The 21,015-nt window shown below is 53.5% G+C and carries 19 protein-coding genes; all 19 read right to left on the reverse strand.

Features of this window, described 5'->3' with window-relative positions; genetic code table 11:
* Positions 1–78: 78 nt before the first annotated feature.
* The gene (smpB, locus tag GJ688_RS15120; protein WP_155477390.1) at positions 79–546 is read right to left on the reverse strand and encodes an SsrA-binding protein SmpB; all 468 of its coding nucleotides are present in this window, start codon (positions 544–546) and stop codon (positions 79–81) included.
* Complete coding sequence (locus GJ688_RS15125; RefSeq protein ID WP_155477391.1) at positions 543–971, reverse strand: PaaI family thioesterase; 429 nt, start codon at positions 969–971, stop codon at positions 543–545. The genes smpB and GJ688_RS15125 overlap by 4 nt, the downstream gene beginning before the upstream one ends.
* Before the next feature lie 80 nt (positions 972–1,051).
* Positions 1,052–1,468, reverse strand: coding sequence for a twin-arginine translocase TatA/TatE family subunit (locus tag GJ688_RS15130; protein WP_155477392.1), 417 nt, complete (start codon positions 1,466–1,468; stop codon positions 1,052–1,054).
* 292 nt (positions 1,469–1,760) lie between these two features.
* Positions 1,761–3,815, reverse strand: coding sequence for a sodium-translocating pyrophosphatase (locus GJ688_RS15135; RefSeq protein WP_170292042.1), 2,055 nt, complete (start codon positions 3,813–3,815; stop codon positions 1,761–1,763).
* A 78-nt stretch (positions 3,816–3,893) separates the two neighbouring features.
* On the reverse strand, positions 3,894–4,127 hold the full coding sequence (gene secG / locus GJ688_RS15140) for a preprotein translocase subunit SecG (protein WP_328597381.1): 234 nt from the start codon (positions 4,125–4,127) through the stop codon (positions 3,894–3,896).
* A 255-nt stretch (positions 4,128–4,382) separates the two neighbouring features.
* On the reverse strand, positions 4,383–5,672 hold the full coding sequence (gene eno / locus GJ688_RS15145; protein ID WP_170292043.1) for a phosphopyruvate hydratase: 1,290 nt from the start codon (positions 5,670–5,672) through the stop codon (positions 4,383–4,385).
* Between the two features lie 291 nt (positions 5,673–5,963).
* Positions 5,964–7,490: a 2,3-bisphosphoglycerate-independent phosphoglycerate mutase gene (gene gpmI / locus GJ688_RS15150; RefSeq protein ID WP_235911025.1), complete on the reverse strand. Its 1,527-nt coding sequence runs from the start codon at positions 7,488–7,490 to the stop codon at positions 5,964–5,966.
* A gap of 37 nt (positions 7,491–7,527) precedes the next feature.
* Positions 7,528–8,283 (reverse strand): triose-phosphate isomerase, encoded by a 756-nt coding sequence (tpiA, locus tag GJ688_RS15155; RefSeq protein ID WP_155477395.1) that lies wholly within the window; start codon positions 8,281–8,283, stop codon positions 7,528–7,530.
* A 205-nt stretch (positions 8,284–8,488) separates the two neighbouring features.
* Complete coding sequence (locus tag GJ688_RS15160; protein ID WP_155477396.1) at positions 8,489–9,673, reverse strand: phosphoglycerate kinase; 1,185 nt, start codon at positions 9,671–9,673, stop codon at positions 8,489–8,491.
* Positions 9,674–9,819: 146 nt separating this feature from the next.
* Positions 9,820–10,827, reverse strand: coding sequence for a type I glyceraldehyde-3-phosphate dehydrogenase (gene gap / locus GJ688_RS15165; RefSeq protein ID WP_155477397.1), 1,008 nt, complete (start codon positions 10,825–10,827; stop codon positions 9,820–9,822).
* 125 nt (positions 10,828–10,952) lie between these two features.
* Positions 10,953–12,386 (reverse strand): RNA polymerase factor sigma-54, encoded by a 1,434-nt coding sequence (rpoN, locus tag GJ688_RS15170; RefSeq protein WP_155477398.1) that lies wholly within the window; start codon positions 12,384–12,386, stop codon positions 10,953–10,955.
* Between the two features lie 287 nt (positions 12,387–12,673).
* Positions 12,674–13,180 carry an acyltransferase gene (locus GJ688_RS15175; protein WP_155477399.1) on the reverse strand — a complete coding sequence of 169 codons (507 nt, stop codon included), beginning with the start codon at positions 13,178–13,180 and terminating at the stop codon, positions 12,674–12,676.
* A gap of 3 nt (positions 13,181–13,183) precedes the next feature.
* Positions 13,184–14,143 carry a DNA-binding protein WhiA gene (whiA, locus tag GJ688_RS15180; RefSeq protein ID WP_170292044.1) on the reverse strand — a complete coding sequence of 320 codons (960 nt, stop codon included), beginning with the start codon at positions 14,141–14,143 and terminating at the stop codon, positions 13,184–13,186.
* A 7-nt stretch (positions 14,144–14,150) separates the two neighbouring features.
* Complete coding sequence (locus GJ688_RS15185; protein WP_328597382.1) at positions 14,151–15,539, reverse strand: gluconeogenesis factor YvcK family protein; 1,389 nt, start codon at positions 15,537–15,539, stop codon at positions 14,151–14,153.
* Entirely contained in the window at positions 15,536–16,441 is a 906-nt protein-coding gene (rapZ, locus tag GJ688_RS15190) for an RNase adapter RapZ (RefSeq protein ID WP_155477401.1), read from the reverse strand. Before rapZ ends, GJ688_RS15185 begins: the two co-directional genes overlap by 4 nt.
* A gap of 113 nt (positions 16,442–16,554) precedes the next feature.
* Entirely contained in the window at positions 16,555–18,045 is a 1,491-nt protein-coding gene (gene malQ / locus GJ688_RS15195; RefSeq protein WP_155477402.1) for a 4-alpha-glucanotransferase, read from the reverse strand.
* Complete coding sequence (locus GJ688_RS15200) at positions 18,042–19,535, reverse strand: alpha-amylase family glycosyl hydrolase (protein ID WP_155477403.1); 1,494 nt, start codon at positions 19,533–19,535, stop codon at positions 18,042–18,044. The genes malQ and GJ688_RS15200 overlap by 4 nt, the downstream gene beginning before the upstream one ends.
* 220 nt (positions 19,536–19,755) lie before the next feature.
* Positions 19,756–20,562 carry a Cof-type HAD-IIB family hydrolase gene (locus GJ688_RS15205; RefSeq protein ID WP_155477404.1) on the reverse strand — a complete coding sequence of 269 codons (807 nt, stop codon included), beginning with the start codon at positions 20,560–20,562 and terminating at the stop codon, positions 19,756–19,758.
* Positions 20,563–20,666: 104 nt separating this feature from the next.
* The gene (locus tag GJ688_RS15210) at positions 20,667–21,011 is read right to left on the reverse strand and encodes a phage holin family protein (RefSeq protein ID WP_155477405.1); all 345 of its coding nucleotides are present in this window, start codon (positions 21,009–21,011) and stop codon (positions 20,667–20,669) included.
* Positions 21,012–21,015: the final 4 nt, after the last annotated feature.

Here is a 21,015-nt window from a genome sequence, read left to right on the forward strand (position 1 = left end):
GGATGAATCAGAATTTTTCAGGTTTATTGAGTTTAAACGCTTAAAAGCTAGCCTTCTTAACAATAAAAGTACTTTGCTTTATTCGCCCTTCTCCTTCTGCCGGACGGCCCGAGCGATTTCCCGCTGGGCATCCCGTTTAGCGATGTCCTCCCGTTTGTCGTAGAGCTTTTTCCCTCGTGCGATGGCCAGTTCCAATTTAGCTAAGCCCCGCTTGAGATAGACTCGCAAGGGGACGAGGGTCAGCCCTTTTTGCTGAACGGCAGCACCGAGCTTGCGGATCTCGCTTTTGTTTAACAACAGTTTTCGGGTACGCCGCGGTTCATGGTTGTATCGATTTCCCTGTTCGAAGGGGCTGATGTGCATGTTATATAATAGAACTTCTCCATTCTCTACCCGGGCGAAAGCATCTTTGATGTTGCCTTTGCCCTGGCGCAGGGATTTGATTTCCGTTCCTGTCAAGGCCATCCCCGCTTCGTAAGCCTCCTCGATATGATAATCATGGCGGGCACGCCGGTTATCGCAGAGGACCTTCTGTCCTTCGCTCATCCCGCCCCTCCTTTCACAGTGTCATTGGATTCGACGATCATAAAGCGGCCTGTCGCTTCGACGGCTACGGTGCCGTCAGGCAACTGGGCCGTCGCCGACATGTCGACCACTTTGCCTCTTTCTTTTTCTATCCGCCCGGCGAAGCGAACTTTTTCCCCGATAGGAACGGCTTGCCGAAGCCGTAGTTCCATTCGAGCGGTCACTGCCGGAACATCGCGGACCATGAGCAAGCGGCCCATGACTTCATCGAGCACTGTGGCCACGAGACCCCCATGAGTGATGCCAGCGTAGCTCTGGTGCTCTGGTCGGGGTGTAAAATAGGTAACATACTCTTCTCCTTCCCACTGGAAGGACAAGTGTAACCCGATCGGATTGTTGATGCCGCAGCAAAAACACATCCCATCGTCAGTAAGATTCGGTGCCATCTAGCTTCCCCCTAATGAATTTCCGTACAAAACGATTGTTGCTAAGTCAGTCTTTTATGAATGGCTATTTGACGAATAGCTTACGACGAACCGCTCTTTGTTGATTCCGCCTTGGACGGATTCGCCTCTGTCGACTCCACCTTCGGTTTATCATCGCTCGGGTTATTTTCGTTTGCGCCACCGCTGTTAGACAATGTTTCTTCCGCAGGCTCTTGGGTTACTGCTTCTTTCACCTTGTCCATGACATAACCGGAGGGATTCGTAACGGCTTGTCTGGCTTCTTTTATCGGGGCTGTGACCTCATCCACCGAAGTTTTGATGTCCTTCACAGGCTGCATGGCGTCGTTCATTTGCGACTTTAGACCTTCTGTGGTTCGTCGGAACTCGTTGAGCGCCTTTCCCAACCCACGACTCAATTCCGGAAGCTTGCCGGGCCCGAAGATGATTAAAGCCAAAGCGAGAATCAAGAGTAATTCGGGAAAGCCAATATTGAACATAGATAAGAGCTCCTTTCGCCAGTTAGGCCAGGCGGCTTTAGAGAAGAATGTGCTTATTCTTGGATAGGTCTATTATAGCATAACTTTTCCATGAAAGAGAAAACACCGGGAGCCTTATCGCCCCCGGTGTTTCTGCTGTTTTCTGTTGGGAATTCTGTATTGTTGGGAGTGTGATCAGTTGGGAATTCAGATGGGAAAAAAGTGTCGGTTCATCATTTATTGCAGTAATGGAGTAGATGTGTGTTGTTTCGATGAGTAGCGCAAAGTTCAGATAAGGAGAAGATGTGAGCGATTAGAGATTGAGGAAAGGAGCAATAATCAGAGAGATAGTTCCCGTTACCTTGATCAACGCATTCAGGGACGGACCGGCCGTATCCTTGAAAGGATCGCCCACGGTATCGCCGATGACGGCAGCCGAATGGGCTTCGGTCCGTTTTCCGCCGTGTTTACCGCTCTCAATGTACTTTTTCGCGTTGTCCCAGGCACCACCGGCGTTAGCCATGAAGATCGCCAGGAGCACACCGGCTACAGTGACCCCGGCAAGCATACCACCCAAGGCTTGAGCGCCAAAGCCAAATCCGACGATCAGCGGTGTGATGACGGCCAGCAGTCCCGGCGCAATCATTTGCCTGATCGCAGCACGGGTGGAGATGTCGACGCAACGGGCATAGTCCGGTTTCGCTTTCCCTTCCATCAAGCCAGGGATTTCGCGGAACTGGCGCCGGACTTCACCGATCATCTCAAAGGCCGCTTTACCGACCGCTTCCATGGCAAAGGCACAGAAGAGGAATGGCACGGTACCGCCGATGAAGAGACCGATGATGATCTTCGGTTCAAGCAGGTTCAGCACTAAATGGCCGCCATGAAGAGCGCTGCTGACACCAGGCGACTTGATCACTTCTTCCGCAAAGGCGGTAAACAGCGCCAAGGCCGTCAAGGCAGCCGAACCGATGGCAAAACCTTTCGCCACCGCAGCCGTCGTGTTACCGACAGCATCCAGTTTGTCCGTCTTTTTCCGTACTTCCGGGCCCAACTCAGCCATCTCCGCAATCCCGCCGGCATTGTCAGCGACTGGACCGAAGGAGTCAATCGCAACGACCATACCGGCTGTGCAAAGCATACCCATCGCCGCCATAGCAATCCCGTAGATACCTGCATAGTTGTAAGAAACGGCGATGGCGATGACGATGACGATGATCGGCAGCGCCGTCGACTTCAGCCCTACGCCAATACCGGCGATAATGTTCGTAGCCGGACCGGTCAAAGATGACGAGGCGATATGTTGAGCCGGCTTATAGTTATACGATGTATAGTACTCTGTAATCCAGCCGATAGCCACGTTGACGAGCAGTCCGGCGATGACAGAAATCGTTAACCCTAGGGGAACACCGGACGGAAACGCACTGGACGCAGGAATGTCCGCAAAGAGCGACTGGGCGATAAAATAGGTCGCCACCGCTGTCAGCACGTTTGTGCCCCAAAGACCTTTGTTCAAGGCCATCTGCGGATTGCCGTCTTCCGTGGTCCGTACAAAGAAAGACGCAATGATCGCCGCAATGAGCCCGGCTGCACCGATCAGCAGGGGATAAAAAATCCCTTCCAACCGTCCCGGAAAAACGGTCACACCGATCAGCATGGCCGCGATCGTCGTAGCCGCATAGGACTCGTATAGGTCAGCACCCATACCAGCGGTATCCCCTACGTTGTCACCGACGTTATCGGCGATAACGGCCGGGTTCCGCGGGTCATCTTCAGGAATGCCGGCTTCCACCTTACCGACGAGGTCGGCACCTACATCGGCGGCCTTGGTGTAAATCCCGCCACCAACGCGGGCAAAAAGCGCGATGACCGATGCACCAAAGGCAAAGGAGTTGATGATGACGGCATCTTGATAGACGATGTACAGGACCGATACACCTAAGAGGCCCAAACCGGCCACAGACATGCCCATCACTGCGCCGCCTCGGAAGGCTACCGAAAGGGCTTCATTGAGACCGCGCATAGCTGCCGCCGTCGTACGGGCGTTGGATTTGGTGGCAATCGTCATCCCTACATAGCCAGCGACGGCAGAGAAGGAAGCACCGACCAGAAACGAGATGGCCTGTCCCCAGGCAAGTTTCTGGTTGCCCCAGTTCCCATAGAGCAGGGCGCCAAAGATGATGACAGCGAAAGGAATCAGCGTTCTGTACTGGCGGTTGAGGAAGGCCATGGCGCCTTCAAAAATCGCTTGAGAGAGTTCCTTCATTCGTTGGGTTCCTTGATCCTCTTTCAGGACGCTCATTGCCAAATATCCGGCAAAGAGCAGACCGATGACCCCGGCAATTGCCGCGTACAGCGGATAAGACACGGAGTGTCACGCTCCTTTGTTTCCCGAATCACAGATTACCCCAGAATCTCCCCAGTATACTCCCTGTTATCCCCGGAATTACCCCAACATAGATAAGGCCAATGCACTAAGTAAAAACAATGCGGCAAAAACCATGGTGAATTTGTTGAGCAATTCGTCCAAACCTTTCTTCTTGCCGAACATCGCTTCGGCCCCTCCGGCTACAGAACCGGAAAGACCGGCACTCTTACCCGACTGCATGACAATCGAAGCAATTAGACCTAAACTGGCTACGACTTGAAATACGACAGCAGCGGTTTGCAATACACACACACCTCCTTACCAAAATTCTGGCAATTTAACAAAAGAATTTTAGCACATCCCCCCTGGAAACACAAGCTAGACGATTTGTTCGTGGGATTTATCCCAAATCTTCGACAAGTGGCGAAGATTTCGTCTGTTACTTTGAGATAAAAAAGGAAAAGGACCCGGGTCGGAAAACCCGGATCCCGCCACCATCATTATACCCAATCCCGTAAAAGGCCATACCAAATATTGGTCTTTATCCTTTTCGCTGGGTCTTCTATCCTACCGTCGTTCTAAGTTAAAGAACGTTTTCTTACCACGATAGGTGGCTTGTTCGTCTAATTCTTCTTCGATGCGAAGCAGTTGGTTATACTTGGCTACGCGGTCAGTCCGGGAAGGCGCACCCGTTTTTATCTGGCCGGCATTGACAGCCACCGCCAAATCAGCGATCGTAGCATCTTCCGTTTCACCGGAACGGTGAGAGATGACCGCCGTATATCCGGCCCGGCGAGCCATCTCAATCGCGGCCAAGGTCTCCGTGATGGTGCCGATCTGGTTCACTTTGATCAAGATGGAGTTGCCTACACCGGTCTCGATGCCTTTGGACAGCTTTTCCGTATTGGTCACGAAGAGGTCGTCACCAACGAGTTGCGCCCGTTTGCCGAGACGGTCCGTCAGCAGTTTCCAGCCGTCCCAGTCATCCTCGTTCAGACCGTCTTCGATGGAGATGATCGGATAGCGGTTGACGAGATCTTCCCAGAAGTCGACCATCTCGGCGGAGGTCATCACTTTTCCTTCCCCTTCGAGATGGTATTTGCCGTCTTTGTACATTTCGGAGGCGGCAGCGTCAACAGCCAGCAGGATATCTTCTCCTGCTTTGTATCCGGCCGCTTGGACCGCTTCTAAAATGACTTTCAGCGCTTCTTCGTTCGATTTCAAGTTCGGTGCAAAACCGCCCTCATCACCGACGGCCGTGTTAAGGCCTTTGCTCTGTAAGACTTTTTTCAAGGAGTGGAAAACTTCTACACCCATGCGCAAGCCTTCGGAGAAGCTCTGGGCGCCTACAGGCATGACCATGAATTCCTGGATGTCCACGTTATTGTCGGCATGTTTTCCGCCGTTGAGAATGTTCATCATCGGTACGGGCAGTTCCCGGGCGAAAACGCCGCCAAGGTATTGGAACAGGGGCAGTCCTTGATATTGAGCGGCCGCTTTAGCACAGGCCATGGAGACACCCAGAATCGCATTGGCACCGAGACGGCCTTTGTTCGGCGTACCGTCCAACTCGATCAAGGCTGAGTCGATCTCCATTTGGCGAGTGACATCCCACCCGATGATTTCCGGTGCGATTTCCGTGTTTACGTTGTCGACGGCATTGAGCACTCCTTTGCCTAGGTAGCGCTCTTTGTCACCATCCCGCAGTTCCACAGCTTCATAAGCTCCAGTGGAAGCCCCCGACGGAACGGCGGCCCGGCCGACAGTTCCGTCTTCCAGAACGACCTCTACTTCTACGGTCGGGTTTCCTCGGGAATCCAAAATTTCTCGGGCGTACACTTCAGCAATTACAGACACGCAAAAACCCTCCATTTAAGTTCATTTAATTTTATATTAAAAATTTAGAGTAAGATTAGCGAATTTAACAGCAAAATTAGGTGGTGTAATGACGGAGCGAGCGATTTTGGCGAAGCGGCGTCGTGAGCGAAAGTTGCGGAGCGACAAAGTGCGCCACGGTTCACATGCAGAATAGCCCAAAGGTTCGGCGCACCAGCGGAGCAACCGAGCGAACAGCCGCGGAGCCCTTAGCGAGCGGAGTCATTACACCCCGATTTACCACAAATATACCACCAAATATAAGAATTTTGCTTAGGACATAATGAGCGACTTCCCTGTCATTTCTAGAGGTTTTTCCAATCGGAGCAACTCGATCATCGTCGGAGCGATATCCTCCAAGGCACCGCCGGAGCGCAGTTGTTTATCTTTATGGCGGTCACTGACTAAGATCACCGGCACTGGGTTGGTCGTATGAGCCGTTTGCGGCCCGCCGTCATCAGGATCGATCATCTGCTCCACGTTGCCGTGGTCGGCCGTGATGATTACTACGCCGTCCTGATCGAGCACAGCCGGCACGATTCGCCCCAGACAGCCGTCTACCGTTTCCACCGCCTGAATGGCCGCCGGTAAGATACCGGTATGACCGACCATGTCCGGGTTGGCCAAGTTCAGCACTATGACCGGATACTCTTTGCTGTTAATCTTTTCGACCACCCGGTCGGTGACCTCATTGGCGCTCATCTCCGGCTGGAGGTTGTAGGTGGCGACCTTCGGAGAGGGTACCAGAACCCGGTCCTCTCCTTCGTTCGGCTCTTCTACGCCGCCATTGAAGAAGAAAGTGACATGGGCATATTTTTCTGTTTCGGCAATGCGCAATTGGCGCATCCCAGCCCGGGAGACGACCTCGCCGAAAGTGTTTTCCAGATTCTGCGGCAGGAAAGCGACCGGTGCATCGAGCGTGATGTCATACTGGGTCATGCAGACAAAATGAACTTGCGGCAGTTTCGGGCCTCGGTCAAAGCCGTCAAAATTCTGATCCGTGAAGACATGGGAAAGCTGGCGGGCCCGGTCGGCACGAAAGTTGAAGAAGATGACCGAGTCTCCGTCGGCGACGGTTCCTCGAGGTTCTCCTTTTTCGTCGATGATGACCGTAGGGAGAACAAACTCGTCAGTCAAGCGGGCATGATAGGCCGTTTCAACGGCAGCTGAACCGAGGGGAGCTTTTTCACCTTCACCATAAACGATGGCGTCCCAAGCTCGTTTCACTCGTTCCCAACGTTTATCGCGATCCATCGCGTAATAACGACCACTGATGGTGGCCAGTTGTCCGACCCCGATTTGAGCTAACTTTTTATCGAGCGCTTCTACATATTCTTTAGCGTTCGCCGGAGGCACGTCTCGACCGTCTAAGAAGGCATGGACGAAGATCTTATCCACGCCATGTGCGACGGCCATATCAAGCAAGGCGAAAAGGTGGTCGATATGGCTGTGAACGCCGCCATCGGAGAGCAGTCCCATGAGATGAAGGGCTTTGCCCGTCCCCGAGAGTCGATCCATCGCTGCCGCCAGGACCGGATTCTTTTCCAGTTCTCCCGTTTCAACGGCTTTGGAGATGCGGGTCAGTTCTTGGTAGACGACACGACCGGCACCAATATTGAGATGGCCCACTTCCGAGTTGCCGATCTGTCCTTTCGGCAGGCCCACATATTCCCCGGATGCTTGAATCGACGTGTGGGGGTATGTCTCCCACAGGCGATGAAAGTTGGGCAGGTTGGCGAGCTTTAGGGCGTTTCCTTCCATGTCGTCACGGAGTCCCCAACCATCGAGGACGATCAACATGACCGGTGTCTGTGGACTCGACAAAAGGGTCACTTCCTTATTGTTCTTCAAAACGGACGATGCGGGCAAAAGAGTCTGCCTTTAGGCTGGCTCCGCCGACAAGCGCCCCATCGATATCAGGTTGTTCCATCAGTTCTCGAATGTTGTCGGGCTTTACGCTGCCGCCGTAAAGGATGCGCACCTTTTCTGCTGTATCGCCATGCCAGGAGGACAGCACAGAACGAATAAATCGGCAAACCTTCTGTGCATCAGCCGAAGAAGCTGTCTTACCGGTCCCGATCGCCCAAACCGGTTCATAGGCGATAATGATGCCGGCCAGTTCTTCTGGCGAAAGACCGGCCAAACCGAGACGGACTTGGATGTCCACCACCGGTTCCGTGATGACTTGTTCCCGCTGGGCCAAGGTCTCACCGACACAGACGATGGGAATCAAGTTGGCGGCCAGCGCCGCTTTCACCTTTTCAGCCACCGTGGCATCCGTTTCCCCAAAGTACTGCCGCCGCTCCGAGTGTCCCAGGATCACATATTTACAGTCGAGGGCTTTGAGCATTCCCGGGGCCACTTCGCCCGTATAGGCGCCTTCCTTGGCGGGATGCATGTTCTGTGCTCCCAAAGCGATGTTCGTGCCTTTTAGCGCTTTCGCTAAGGAATCTAAAGATATATAAGGCGGGCAAAGGACGATTTCCCTTTCCCGGCAGTCAGCTACGAGCGGAATGAGCGCCTGAACCATCTGGCGGCCTTCCTCAGGGGTCATATACATCTTCCAGTTGCCGGCTAGGACTGGTGTACGCATACAGAGATGCACCACCTTATCGCTGAATTTATTTGAACGTATATAACTTACAACATATATAACTCTTACGCATGCTACCCAAATAGGATAGCCTCACTACAAAGTAAAATCTGGGGTGGAATGACAGAGTGAGCGATTTGGGCGAAGCGGCGTCATTCCACCCCGATTTACCACAGCGTATCAGTAGCGGCTAGAAACTTACCAGTTAAGCGTCCAAAAGAGCCGCTACCCCGGGCAGTTCACGTCCTTCTAAAAACTCAAGCGAAGCGCCACCGCCGGTGGAAACGTGGGTCATCTTTTCGGCCAGCCCGGCTTTTTCCACGGCAGCGACCGAGTCCCCGCCGCCGATGATGGTCGTGCCTTGCACATTGACCATCGCTTGAGCCACGCCCATGGTGCCACGGTCGAAGGGCTCCACTTCAAAAGCGCCCATGGGCCCGTTCCATAGGACCATTTTCGAAGCGGAGAGGGCTTGGGCAAACTGTTTGACGCTCTCCGGCCCGATGTCCAAGGCTGACTTATCGGCAGGGATAGCATTGACTGGAACGACTTCTGTTGGTACGTTTGCCGCCAACGTGTCGGCAATGACCACGTCAACAGGCAGCATCATCTTTACGCCGGCTTTTTCTGCTTTCTGCAGCAATTCCCGGGCTGTATCGGCTTTGTCTTTTTCACAGAGCGATTTCCCGACTTCGAGATTCATGGCATAGAAGAAGGTGTTGGCCATGCCGCCGCCGATGATCAGCGTATCCACCTTGTTCAAGAGGTTTTCGATGACGGCGATTTTATCGGCCACTTTGGCACCGCCCATGACGGCTACAAAGGGACGTTCGGGCTGGGCGAGAGCTTTGCCCATGATCGAAATCTCTTTGTCCATCAAGAATCCAGCCACTGCGGGAAGGTAAGCCGCTACGCCTGCTGTCGAAGCGTGTGCCCGGTGAGCCGTGCCAAAAGCATCATTCACATAGACATCAGCCAGCGAGGCCAGCTTACGAGAGAATTCGGGATCGTTTTTCTCCTCTTCCGGATAGAAGCGGACGTTTTCTAAAAGGATGACATCGCCTGGTTGAGCCTCTTTGACGGCAGCTTCCACGTCGGGGCCGATGCAGTCATCCAGTTTTTTCACGGAACGGTTGAGCAGTTCAGAGAGATGGCCAGCGATCGGCGTCAGGCGGTACTTGTCGTTTACTTTTCCCTTCGGACGACCAAAATGGGAGGCCAAGATCACCTTGGCCCCCGCTTGGATCAGATATTGGATGGTCGGAAGGGCAGCACGAATACGGGTATCGTCAGTGATCACGCCCGCATCGTTCACGGGAACGTTAAAGTCAACGCGCACGAGGACGCGTTTCGCTTTGACATCGATGTCTTTGATCGTTTTCTTGTTCATTCCTGGACCTCCAAACCACGATATACTCACTTCAACCTTCCTACCAATACCTCCCAAGGGTTGCGTTGGCAGGGTGAGCGTTTTGGGCGGAGCAACGAGGTGAACCGCCGCGTAGCCCTTAGCGAACTTTGCCAATGCGACCCGTTCTACAGTCCTTTCGACGCTACATACAGAGCCAGGTCGATCAAACGAACCGAATAGCCGTATTCGTTGTCATACCAGGCGATGATTTTCACCATATCGCCGTCTAAGACCATGGTGGACAAGCCGTCGACGACAGAGGACAGATGGGTGCCGTTATAGTCGCGGGAGACGAGGGGGAGTTCATTGTAACCGAGAATCCCCTGTAGCGGACCTTCGGCAGCTGCTTTCAGGGCATCGTTAACTTCTTTGATAGTCGTCTTTTTCTTTACGTCGACGACTAAGTCCACGACGGAGACGTTTGGTGTCGGAACGCGCATAGAAAAGCCGTTCAGCTTACCGTCGAGGGCCGGGATGACTTTGCCGATGGCTTTCGCAGCACCGGTCGACGTTGGAACGATGGACATAGCGGCGGCACGAGCCCGACGCAAGTCTTTATGGGTTTGGTCTAAGATTTTTTGGTCATTTGTATAGGAGTGAACGGTGGTCATCAAGCCCTTGATGATCCCGAATTCGTCATTCAATACTTTAGCGACGGGGGCTAAGCAGTTGGTGGTACAAGAGGCATTGGAGATGATCTTGTGTTTCGACCCATCATATTCCTTCTCATTGACGCCCATAACGATGGTGATGTCTTCGTTTTTCGCAGGCGCCGAGATGATGACTTTTTTTGCGCCCCCTTGGAAGTGAGCCGCTGCTTTTTGACCGTCTACAAACAGCCCGGTTGACTCGATCACGATGTCAACGCCCACATCCCCCCAGGGAATGGCGGCGGGGTCTTTTTGCGCAAATACTTTGATCGGCCGACCGTCGATCTCAATGTTGTCTTCGCCCACTGTTACCTGACCGGGATAAGTGCCATGAACGGAGTCGTATTTGAACAGGTGAGCGTTTGTCTTCGCGTCTGTCAAGTCATTGATGGCGACGATTTCCACTTCCGGGTTTGCCAGCGCCACCCGTGTTGCCAGGCGACCAATACGACCAAAACCATTGATACCAATACGGACTGCCATGAATAGAATCCTCCTTAAAAATCGCGGTTTAATACCGTCTTAGTCTATTCCACATTCGACACTTAATTCCTTCCAGAAGCGACCTAGATTTGTCAAGGGTTAAGTTAAAAAGTACTTTAGCTTTCTTAGGAGTAACGCCGACGCTGCGGCGTCGCCAACAGCCCCATCTCGTCGCGGTACTTGGCGACGGTCCGGCGGGAGATTTTAATGCCGCGGGCGCTTAAGGCGTCGGCGATTTGCTGATCGCTGTAAGGCTGATAGGCATCCTCCTCATCCACCATTTTACGAATGAGCCCCTTGATACTTTCTGCCGATGTTTTAGCTTCTCCCCGTTTATTTTTTACACCGCTGCCGAAAAAAAACTTCAATTCGAAAACTCCTCGGGGAGTTTGCACATATTTCCCGGCGATGGCCCGACTGACCGTCGACTCATGAACGCCCACGCTGTCAGCCACATCTTTGAGATTGAGCGGTTTGAGGAAAGGTAGCCCCTGTTCGAGAAAATCCCGCTGCAGCACGACGATACAATCAACGACTTTATGGAGGGTCAACCGTCGTTGTTCGATGGCCTTGATCAGCCAGATGGCTGAATTCAGCTTCTGTTCCACATATTTGCGTGTCTCCGGGTCCTGGGGGATTTCTTGCTGGAGCAGGGACCGATAAGTTCCATTCACCTTCAGTCGGGGTGCTGTGATGTCATTGACCAGGATCACATACTCCCCATCCATCTTCTCAACGACCACATCGGGAAGAACATACCGAACATCCTTCCCCTGACTGAATCTTCGGCCCGGCTTGGGATCGAGGCGTTTGACGATATCCACCAAGTCTTGCACTTGGCCTGTGGACAGCTTGAGTTTCTGGGCGACTCGGGACAGGCGTCCCGCAGCCAGATCGGATAAGTGTTCTTCTAAAATTACATCCAGTTGTGGAGTCAGCATTTCTTGTTGGATCAGTTGGATCCGCAGGCATTCAGCCAAGTCTCGGGCCGCCACGCCTGGCGGATCAAAGCTTTGAATCAACTGGAGGAGTTCCTGCACATCCCCTTCGGGATATCGCAGCGCCGCAGCCACTTCGTCCAGAGACAGACGAAAATACCCCTGTTCATCGATGTTTCCGATGATGTATTCACCGATCTGCCGTTGCCCTTCATGCAGGTCGGCCACGCTCAGTTGCTCACTCAGGTGTTCTTGCAGCGTCGGCGCTTCGTTCAGGAAATAATCATACGATTTTTCTGGACTCGTCCCTCCGAGACCCATCCCGGGAGCGAAGTCCCGCTGTAGGAATTCTTGCCAATCGGGAGCGGCCTTTTCATCGTCCCCTTGTCCCTGCTCGCCTTGTTCGTAGGTGTCCAAATTCGCTTCCGCTGTATCAATGGGTTCCTCTTTATCTCCTGATTGTTCTGACAGTTCCAGCAACGGGTTTTGCGTCATTTCCTGTTCGATATAGGTGGAAAGCTCTATCGCGTTTAGCTGGAGAATCGTAATGGCTTGGCGCAAGTCGGGAGTCATGATGAGTTTCTGCGTCTGTTCCATGTATTGTCCGAGTCCGACAGGCATGTACCAAACCCTACCTCTCTAAAATAATCTTCTTTAAAAAAGTAGCACGCAGCACAGCCTAGGGGTGCATTGGCGTAGTAAGCGTTTTGGGCGAAGCGGCGTCGTGAGCGCAGGCTGCGAAGCGTGACTGCGCGCCACGGTTCACATGCAGAATAGCCCAGAGGTTTGGCGCGCTCGCGGAGCAGCCAAGCGAACAGCCGCGCAGCCCTTAGCGAACGGAGCCGATGCACCCCGGGCCAGCACGATGATAGTATTATAAAATGATAGCTTTAGTGTTACTTGTTGTGTTACTTTGGCAGCACCTCATAATAGGGCGACCGAACGACCCGGGCCGGCACACCGGCCACGAAGCTGTTTGGCGGAACATCGGCTGTAACGACGGCACCGGCGGCTACCACCGCATAATCGCCGATGGTGATTCCCGGCAAGAGGGTACAGTTAGCGCCGATGACCACCCGGTTGCCGATTTGTACTTCCCCTAACCGGTATTCCCGAAGCAGATATTCATGGGCCAGGATGGTCGTGTTATAGCCGATGACACAATCTTCGCCGATCCGGATCATATCGGGGTGGAGGATATCCATCATCACCATGAGCGCCACCGACGTATTCGGGCCGATCTGCATCCCCAGCAAGCGACGGTACATCCAGTGTTTCAATCCCAGCAGAGGAGTGTACCGGGCCAGCCAGATGACGATGAAATTTTTGATCACCCGGAGAAATGGGACGTTCCGGTAGACAAAGTGGAGGGAATTCTTTCCCTCCACCGGATAGGATCGAGTGTTACGGGCCATCAGTTACCCCCTTGCTGTGCCGGACATGTTCCGGGACAGTTCCTCGGCCAGGCTTTCGAGCTTGCGCAAGCGGTGGTTGACGCCCGATTTGCCGACGGGGGGAGTGATCATCTGGCCCAATTCCTTCAAGCTCGCGTCGGGAAACTGCAGCCGCAGTTCAGCGATCTCTCGTAGTTGCGGCGCTAGTTTGTCCAGTCCCATGTTGCGGATGACGAACTGAATCATCTCCACCTGGCGCAGGGCAGCGTTTACCGTCTTATTCAAGTTGGCCGTTTCACAGTTGACGAGGCGGTTCACCTGGTTGCGCATCCCTTTGACGATGCGCACGTTTTCAAAGTTTAGCAGTGCCGTGTGGGCACCGATAATATTCAACATTTCGACGATCTGTTCACTCTCTTTTAGATAAACGATGTGCCACCCCTTGCGCTGGCTCACCTTGGCAGCGAGGCCAAACTTATGCAAAAGGTCTGAAAGGATTTGCGCATGAGTCTCGTCGTTCGTGATGATCTCGAGGTGATACGTTCCTTCAGGACTGTTGACAGAACCTCCACCGAGAAAGGCCCCCCGCAGGTAGGCCCGGCGGCAGCATTGCCGTTTGAGCAAATCTGCCCGGGGTTCGAAAGAAAAACTTCCTTCGCTGTCGGTGATGCCCAATTCCTGTAGCACATCGCGCCCCTCGATTCGCGTCGGCAGCGAGATGACATAGACATTGCTTTTTCGTAACCGCCGTTTGCGGCGGACCATGATCTGGGTCTGCAGTCCGAAGACCGATTTGATCAACCGGAATATCTTCCGGGCTGAACTGGCGCTTTCCGTCGTAATCGTCAGGGAAACGCCCATCTCCCGGCTGATCTGGAGCGACCCGTCCATACGAAAAAGAGAGGCCAGTTCAGCCAACTGGCAGCATCTTCGGCGAGGAATCAGCCGGGCCAGTTCTTCTTTAGTTTCCACGGAAAAAGACACGGCGAGTTCACTCCCCAAGCCGACTTTCGGCTCGATTCGACAAGGAACGGGGTAAAAAATCTCGGGATAGTTTGCGTCGAAAAAGCATGCGGTCGATAAAACCGACCCCGCTTTGCCGTTCCTTCTCCCGGATGACCAGGCTCATGATCGCCTGGGCCAACCGAATCGGATCGTGGCGGACGAGGTTCTGCTTATTGATGAGCCGAGCCCGGATGACTTTACATCCTTGTTTTTCTAAGTACTTTACATCGATCACGACCGGTTTTTGTCCCTTTTCTTCGTACTTGTGCAGTAGCACTTTCGGAACCGCTTCCGTATTGACGATGATCGCATCGACCAGACCGGGACCGCAGTGTCGGTGAATAGCAGCTACGTGGCGCGAGGCCGTGTAGCCGTCCGTCTCTCCCGGTTGGGTCATGACGTTGCACACATAAATCTTGGTTGCCTGGCTTTTATGAAGCGCCTGGCAGATATCTTGCACGAGCAAATTGGGGATGACGCTCGTGTAGAGGCTTCCCGGCCCTAAGATGATCGCATCGGCTTCCTCAATGGCTTGCAAGGTTTGTGCTAGAGGAACACAGTCGACGGGATCGAGATAGACTCGCTTGATGGCGGCCTCGGCACTGGTGATGGCGGTTTCCCCGCGCACATGGCTCCCGTCAGCCAATTCGGCGCAAAGGGTGATGTTCGAGAGCGTCGAAGGCCATACGCGGCCCCGGATGGCAAGGATCCGGCTCATCAAGGAAACAGCTTTTTCGAAACTTCCCGCTGATTCGGCAGCTCCCGCTAGGAGCAGATTGCCCAAGTTGTGGCCTTTCAGACCTTCTCCCTGTTGAAAGCGGTAGTTCAACACCTGATCCATGTCTGATTCCGTATCAGCTAACGCCACCAGACAGTTGCGGATATCGCCCGGGGCAACGATGCCGAAATCGTCCCGGAGACGGCCCGAGCTACCGCCGTCATCAGAGACGGTGACGATGGAAGTGAGGTTGGACGTATACTCCTTTAAGCCTCGCAACATGACCGACAAGCCGGTGCCGCCGCCAATGACGACGACCTTCGGGCCTCGCTCGAGCGAGCGGCGTCGGTAGAGCACTTCCACGAGCTTGCTGTCCATCTCCGGGCGCAAGACTTGTGATATGGATCGAACCATGGCCATAAAGCCGTAAATATGCATGAACAAGCCTGCCATAAAAATGAGCAAGCTGATCAATCCAAGGGGTATCGGTTCACGGGGAAGGGAAATCTTTCGCAGACTGGTCTCCAGGTAGCCAAAAAATTCACCGTCAAAAGCCAAAGAGATGCTAGCTCCGGCCAAGAGCAGGCCGAAGAAAGACAAGGCCATCCACCGTTTGACTTTCAGCCCGGGATAAAACCACATGATGACCGATTTCACGCCCGCTCGTTCCCTCCCCGATCTTTCTCGATGTCCCGGTGCTTGACGGTGACGGCATATTCCTGCTTGGCTAACGCGGCCGCAAGGCGGTTAGCCAACGTGACGGAGCGGTGTTTTCCTCCGGTGCATCCGATACCGATGACCAGATGGGTTTTCCCCTCTTTGATATAGTGAGGGATGAGAAACCGCAGCAGCGAGTAGTATTTGCGCAGAAAAAGCCGTGTCGTCGGTGACGAGAGGACGAACTCTTGGACCGGTTCGTCATTGCCCGTCAGAGGACGCAAGTTCGGATCGTAGAAAGGATTGGGCAAAAATCGTACATCCATCAAGAGGTCTGCGTCCCGGGGAGTTCCATATTTGTAACCGAAGGACATGACGGTGATGCGCATGCGTTTGCTCTGTTCGTCTTTCCCGAACAGTTCGATCACCTGGGCCTTCAGCTGCTGTGACGAAAGGTCTGTCGTATCGATGATTTTATTCGCCTGGCCTCGCAGGTCCGTGAGCATCTGCCGTTCCAGCTTGATGCCGTCGAAGATGCGAGAGCTATCGGATAGAGGATGACGGCGCCGTGATTCTTTATAGCGCCGGATCAGCGTTTCGTCGGAGGCCTCTAAGAAGAGAATCTCACATTCGATCCCCTGTGCCCCTAAGTTATGCAATCCGTCGCTAAGGGTGCCGAAAAACTCTCCGCCGCGAATGTCGATGACCAAAGCCACCTTGTTGATTTTCCCTTTGGACTGGACGATCAATTCGCCAAACTTCGGCAGCAGATTCGGCGGCAAATTGTCTACACAAAAGAATCCTAGATCTTCCAAGGCACGGACGGCGTGGGTTTTCCCCGCTCCGGAAAGACCCGTGATGATGACCATTTGTATCTTCGGTTTATCCACTTTTTTTTCCATAAATCCCTCACAGGTCCTACATCCAGTAATAAAATCCGGGGGCGGAACATCTATGAACAGGCCCCAGTTTATTTTATCACATTCAACGGCTCTTGCTCTTTTGTTTTTCCCGTCTACCTCCCGTAAAGTTTCGTCAGCCGGGCCAGCTTGACGACGAGCCGTTCAGGGAGCATCGGCCATTGAAACCGCCAGAGCCAATTACCGTCGGTCGTACCGGGAAAGTTGAAGCGAGCGCCGCTGTCTAACGAAAGAATGTCTTGCATCGGAAAAACGGCGGCATCAGCGACGGAGGACAAGGCAAGGCGAATAAAGTCCCATACCACATCCTGTCCATCACTGTTCAGGTACTCCAAGGCATGCGCCCGGTCACTCGATGAGGCTTGATCAAACCAGCCCCGGGTCGTGTCATTGTCATGAGTGCCCGTGTAGACGACACAGTTGTTCGGGTACCGATAAGGAATAAAGTCATTATCCTCATTGGAGTCAAAGGCAAACTGCAATACCTTGATGCCGGGATAGGCAAACTGCTCCCGCAATTGCACCACTTCCGGCGTGATGACGCCCAGGTCCTCCACGATCAGCGGCAGTGAACCGAGTTCCTGCTCCAGGGCCTGAAAGAGCGCCGCACCCGGTCCTTTTCTCCAGATTCCCTTCTCGGCTGTTTCGTCTTCGTAGGGGATCGCGTAATAGGCCTCAAATCCGCGAAAGTGATCGAGACGGATCAGATCGACCATGGACAAGGTGTGGCGGATGCGCTCGATCCACCAGCGATAGCCGGTCCTGGCCATGCTCTCCCAGTCATAGATGGGGTTTCCCCAAAGCTGTCCTTTGGCATTGAAATAATCGGGCGGTACTCCGCCCACTTCGAGAGGCAACCCCCGTTGATCTAACCGGAACAGTTCGCGCCTTCCCCAGGTATCGGCGCTGTCCATAGCCACATAGATCGGTAGATCACCGATGATCTGAATTCCTTTTTCATTGGCATAAGCTTTCAGGGCCTGCCACTGGTGAAAAAAGACGTATTGCACGAACTTATGAAATTCGATCTCTTCGCCGAAGCGAGAGACAAAATCCGAGATGGCACCTTTATCGCCGCGAGCATATTCGTCAGCCCAGTCTGTCCAGGCCCGCTCATGATGGGCCTCTTTTAAGGCCATGTATAAGGCGAATTCATCAAGCCAAGTCCCATGGTGTCCGCAAAAGCGCTTATAATCATCGCGCCAACGGTCCGTCTCTAGAAAGTGACGAAAAGCCGACCGCAAGAACCGATCGCTCTCGCCCTTCGAGCGGGCAAAGTCGACGGAGTCTTGAAGACGTTCGGACAACTCCGGCAGTTCATCCTTGCGCAGCAGCCCTTCTTGATAGAGCTTCTCGGGGCTGATCAGCGAGGGATTTCCGGCGAAGGCCGAGAGCCCCGAGTAAGGAGAATTACCAAAACCGGTCGGTCCCAAAGGCAAGACCTGCCAGAGGCTTTGCCCGGCAGCTTGCAAGAAATCCACAAACCGATAGGCTTCCAACCCTAAGTTTCCGATGCCGTTCGCTCCCGGCAGGGATGTGGGATGCAGGAGAACTCCACTTGCCCGTCTGGAAAAGACCTTTGTCAATTGTTTCGCCTCACTTCCAAAATGACCGATTGAAGTGGTGCCAAATACAGGGCCACCTGCTCAGGGGGCCTCCCCGTTGACAGCGAAATGACAATCCCTGAATCCAACAGGTCGACCAGTTCCCCTTCTTGTTCACCGTCATAAACCTCTGGCGGCACTTGGAACTGGACCGATTCGGCTTGTGGTTCCGCATTAAAGTTGATCATGACGAGAGCCATAGCATCGCCCTGCTTGCGAAGGAAGGCGGACACCTTTCGGCTGCTCGTCGGGAAGAAGCGAACCTCTTCTCCCTGTAGATATGCCTTAGTACTGCGTATGGCCAAAACGTGGCGATACCATGCCAGCAGTTCCGGGTGGGTTTGAAAATCGATCGGGCGGAATTCGTTCTCGCCAAAATTCCCTTCGAATAGCGGCGGACGGATGTAGGCGCCGTTTTCTTGTCCTGCATAAAGCATCGGCACGCCAGGCAAAGTCAAAGCGAGCAGAAAAGGGGGCTTTGACCGTTCGATCCCGCCGTACATGATGACGCTGCGCACTTCGTCATGGTTTTCCGTGTAGCGCACCATGCTGGTTCCCCTTGGGTAATGACTATATTCCCAGTTGATCTTGTCTTCGATATAACGGATCTCGAAATAGGGATCGCTATGCCGGATATCATGGTGCAGACTCTTTAATTGGTTATAGAGTTCAAAGGCGTAGACGCCGTCAAATCCGCTCTCCAGCAGCTCTTTCAGCCGTTCATAAGCCTCTGCGACAAAGACGATTTCCGGTTTGAGACCTTTGACCTGGGAGATGGCTTTTTGCCAAAACTCCAAGGGAACCCAGTGGGCAAAATCACAGCGGTATCCGTCGATATCAAACTCTTTGACCCAATACTTTAGGACAGAGATCATGTATTGCCACATGGCTTCCCGGATCTGATCGTCTACGTAGCGAAGCCTTTCGAAGTTCGGTTTCCCGGGAATGGGAATTCCGTAATTCAGTTCTGCCGTATCGGACCAGTCTTGATTCGACGGAATCGGATAGGGACCCCCCGACCAAAGAAACCATTCCGGGTGGTAGCCTCCCTTTTCAGGAGGGTTCGCCGGATCGAGGAGCACATTATCTGGGGCGCAGTGGTTGCCGACAAAATCCAAAAGCACCTGCATCCCCAAGCTATGGGCTTCGCGGACAAGATCTCGAAACTGCTCTTTCCCCCACTGGGCCCGTTCCTCCTCAGAGGCTGGTTCCCTCCCTTCTAGCTCAATATATTCTGGAGCGATCCCTTTATAATCGGCGATGGCGTAGGGGGAACCGGCGATCCCCTTGCGCTGGATCTGACCTGACGGTTGAATCGGCAGAAGGTATAAGGTGTTGACCCCTAGGGATTGGATGCGGGGAAGATCCCTTTGAATATCGCGGAAAGTGCCGAACTTGCCTTTTTTCATTCCGTATACGCGAGGGTAAATCTGATAAATGATAGCCGATCGAAACCACGGAGGAGCGCCCACGGAATCACTCCCACTTCTTCAAATCTTATGGCGATGGCTCTACGAACGATTCTGTATATGGACTATTTCTCTTAGGTGGCATTCTTATCCTTCCCACCTTTGCCAATGGTTTGCACAGAAAAAGCGGGAGACCCTGCCATGGGTTCCCCCGCTTCATTTGAAAAAGCAATTGCGAATAGGATCATTCGGAAGAACCCCCGAGTTCCAGCCGGAATATAAGTTATTCCCCGAAGACCCACCGACGAAGCGCGACGGCAACCCCATCGTCCTCATTGGTCGTCGTCACCCAGTCAGCAACCGCTTTCGCTTCCTCTACACCGTTGCCCATGGCCACACCGACACCGGCGTACTTCAGCATGTCCAGGTCATTATAAGAGTCGCCGATAGCCATCGTCGCTTCTCGGGGGATTTGCAGCCGGTCAGCTAAGAACGCTAAAGCACTTCCCTTCCCGGCGTTACGATTCATGAACTCCAAATAGTAGGGTTTCGAACGGGTGATGTAGATCGCGCCCCCCCACTTTTGGCGGGCCTGTTCCTCGACGTTGGTCAAATGGTCGGGATCCCCAATGGCTAATATTTTGGTCGTAGATCCTTTTTCCAGCAGAGCCCCATGGTCCTTCGTCAACGTGACAGGCACCTTGGCGAGCCCTATGTAGCCGAAGGCCTCTGGATCGATCTTTTCCATGTGCAGGTGATCATCAATATATAAGTTTATATGCAGATGTTCCTCTTTCAGAAGATCGACGATTTCCCTCGCCGGCTCCGGAGGGACCGGTACATGGTAGAGTAGTTCGTCATTGCCAGCCTCTTTTACCATAGCCCCTTGGTACACGATTAAGGGCAGATCGATGCCTAACTGGCGGGCAAAAGGGATGGCCGCTCGGAACATACGCCCTGTGGCTAACGTCACGAGCACCCCTCGCCGTTGAGCCTCTTCAATCGCGTTCCGAACGGCCGGAGCGACCTGCAGATCCGGTGTAAGCAAGGTATCATCCATATCGATGGCAACGAGTCGAATGTTGGGCAAAAGAAATCCCCCCCAAAAAGTAGCTATCTTATAAAAACTAAGTTACCAAGTGAGCAGTAACAAAGCCTTTGGCCTTCGAAGCGAAACCGTCTCCTTCGCTGTTCTCAGTCTTCACTGACAAACCAAGAGAGTACCATGCTGATCACGGACAGCACCAAAGAGCCGAAAAAGGCCGCCCAAAACCCGGAGACGTCAAATCCCCGAACGAGACCGCTGACCATTTGCAGCATGAGGCCGTTGATCACCAGGGTAAAGAGCCCTAGCGTCAGCACATTCAGCGGTAAGGTGAACAAGATGACGATGGGCCGGATGATCGCGTTGACGACGCCCAACACGAGCGCAGCAAAAAAAGCCGGTGCGATCCCTGTGATATGAATCCCCGGGATAAACCACGCTGTCAGTGCCAAGGCGAGCGTGTTAAGCAGCCAGCGAAGAACTAATGAGTTCATCGGC

The sequence above is a fragment of the Heliobacterium mobile genome (genome assembly GCF_009720735.1).
Classification (GTDB): Bacteria; Bacillota; Desulfitobacteriia; order Heliobacteriales; family Heliobacteriaceae; genus Heliobacterium; species Heliobacterium mobile.

Coding starts and splice junctions, on each gene's coding strand:
- gap (WP_155477397.1), bottom strand. CDS start 10,827: ATGGCAGTCCGTATTGGTATCAATGGTTTTGGTCGTATTGGTCGCCTG.
- GJ688_RS15210 (WP_155477405.1), bottom strand. CDS start 21,011: ATGAACTCATTAGTTCTTCGCTGGCTGCTTAACACGCTCGCCTTGGCA.
- smpB (WP_155477390.1), bottom strand. CDS start 546: ATGAGCGAAGGACAGAAGGTCCTCTGCGATAACCGGCGTGCCCGCCAT.
- GJ688_RS15175 (WP_155477399.1), bottom strand. CDS start 13,180: ATGGCCCGTAACACTCGATCCTATCCGGTGGAGGGAAAGAATTCCCTC.
- rapZ (WP_155477401.1), bottom strand. CDS start 16,441: ATGGAAAAAAAAGTGGATAAACCGAAGATACAAATGGTCATCATCACG.
- GJ688_RS15160 (WP_155477396.1), bottom strand. CDS start 9,673: ATGAACAAGAAAACGATCAAAGACATCGATGTCAAAGCGAAACGCGTC.
- rpoN (WP_155477398.1), bottom strand. CDS start 12,386: ATGCCTGTCGGACTCGGACAATACATGGAACAGACGCAGAAACTCATC.
- tpiA (WP_155477395.1), bottom strand. CDS start 8,283: ATGCGTACACCAGTCCTAGCCGGCAACTGGAAGATGTATATGACCCCT.
- gpmI (WP_235911025.1), bottom strand. CDS start 7,490: ATGTTGATCGTCCTCGATGGTTGGGGACTCCGTGACGACATGGAAGGA.
- GJ688_RS15125 (WP_155477391.1), bottom strand. CDS start 971: ATGGCACCGAATCTTACTGACGATGGGATGTGTTTTTGCTGCGGCATC.
- GJ688_RS15130 (WP_155477392.1), bottom strand. CDS start 1,468: ATGTTCAATATTGGCTTTCCCGAATTACTCTTGATTCTCGCTTTGGCT.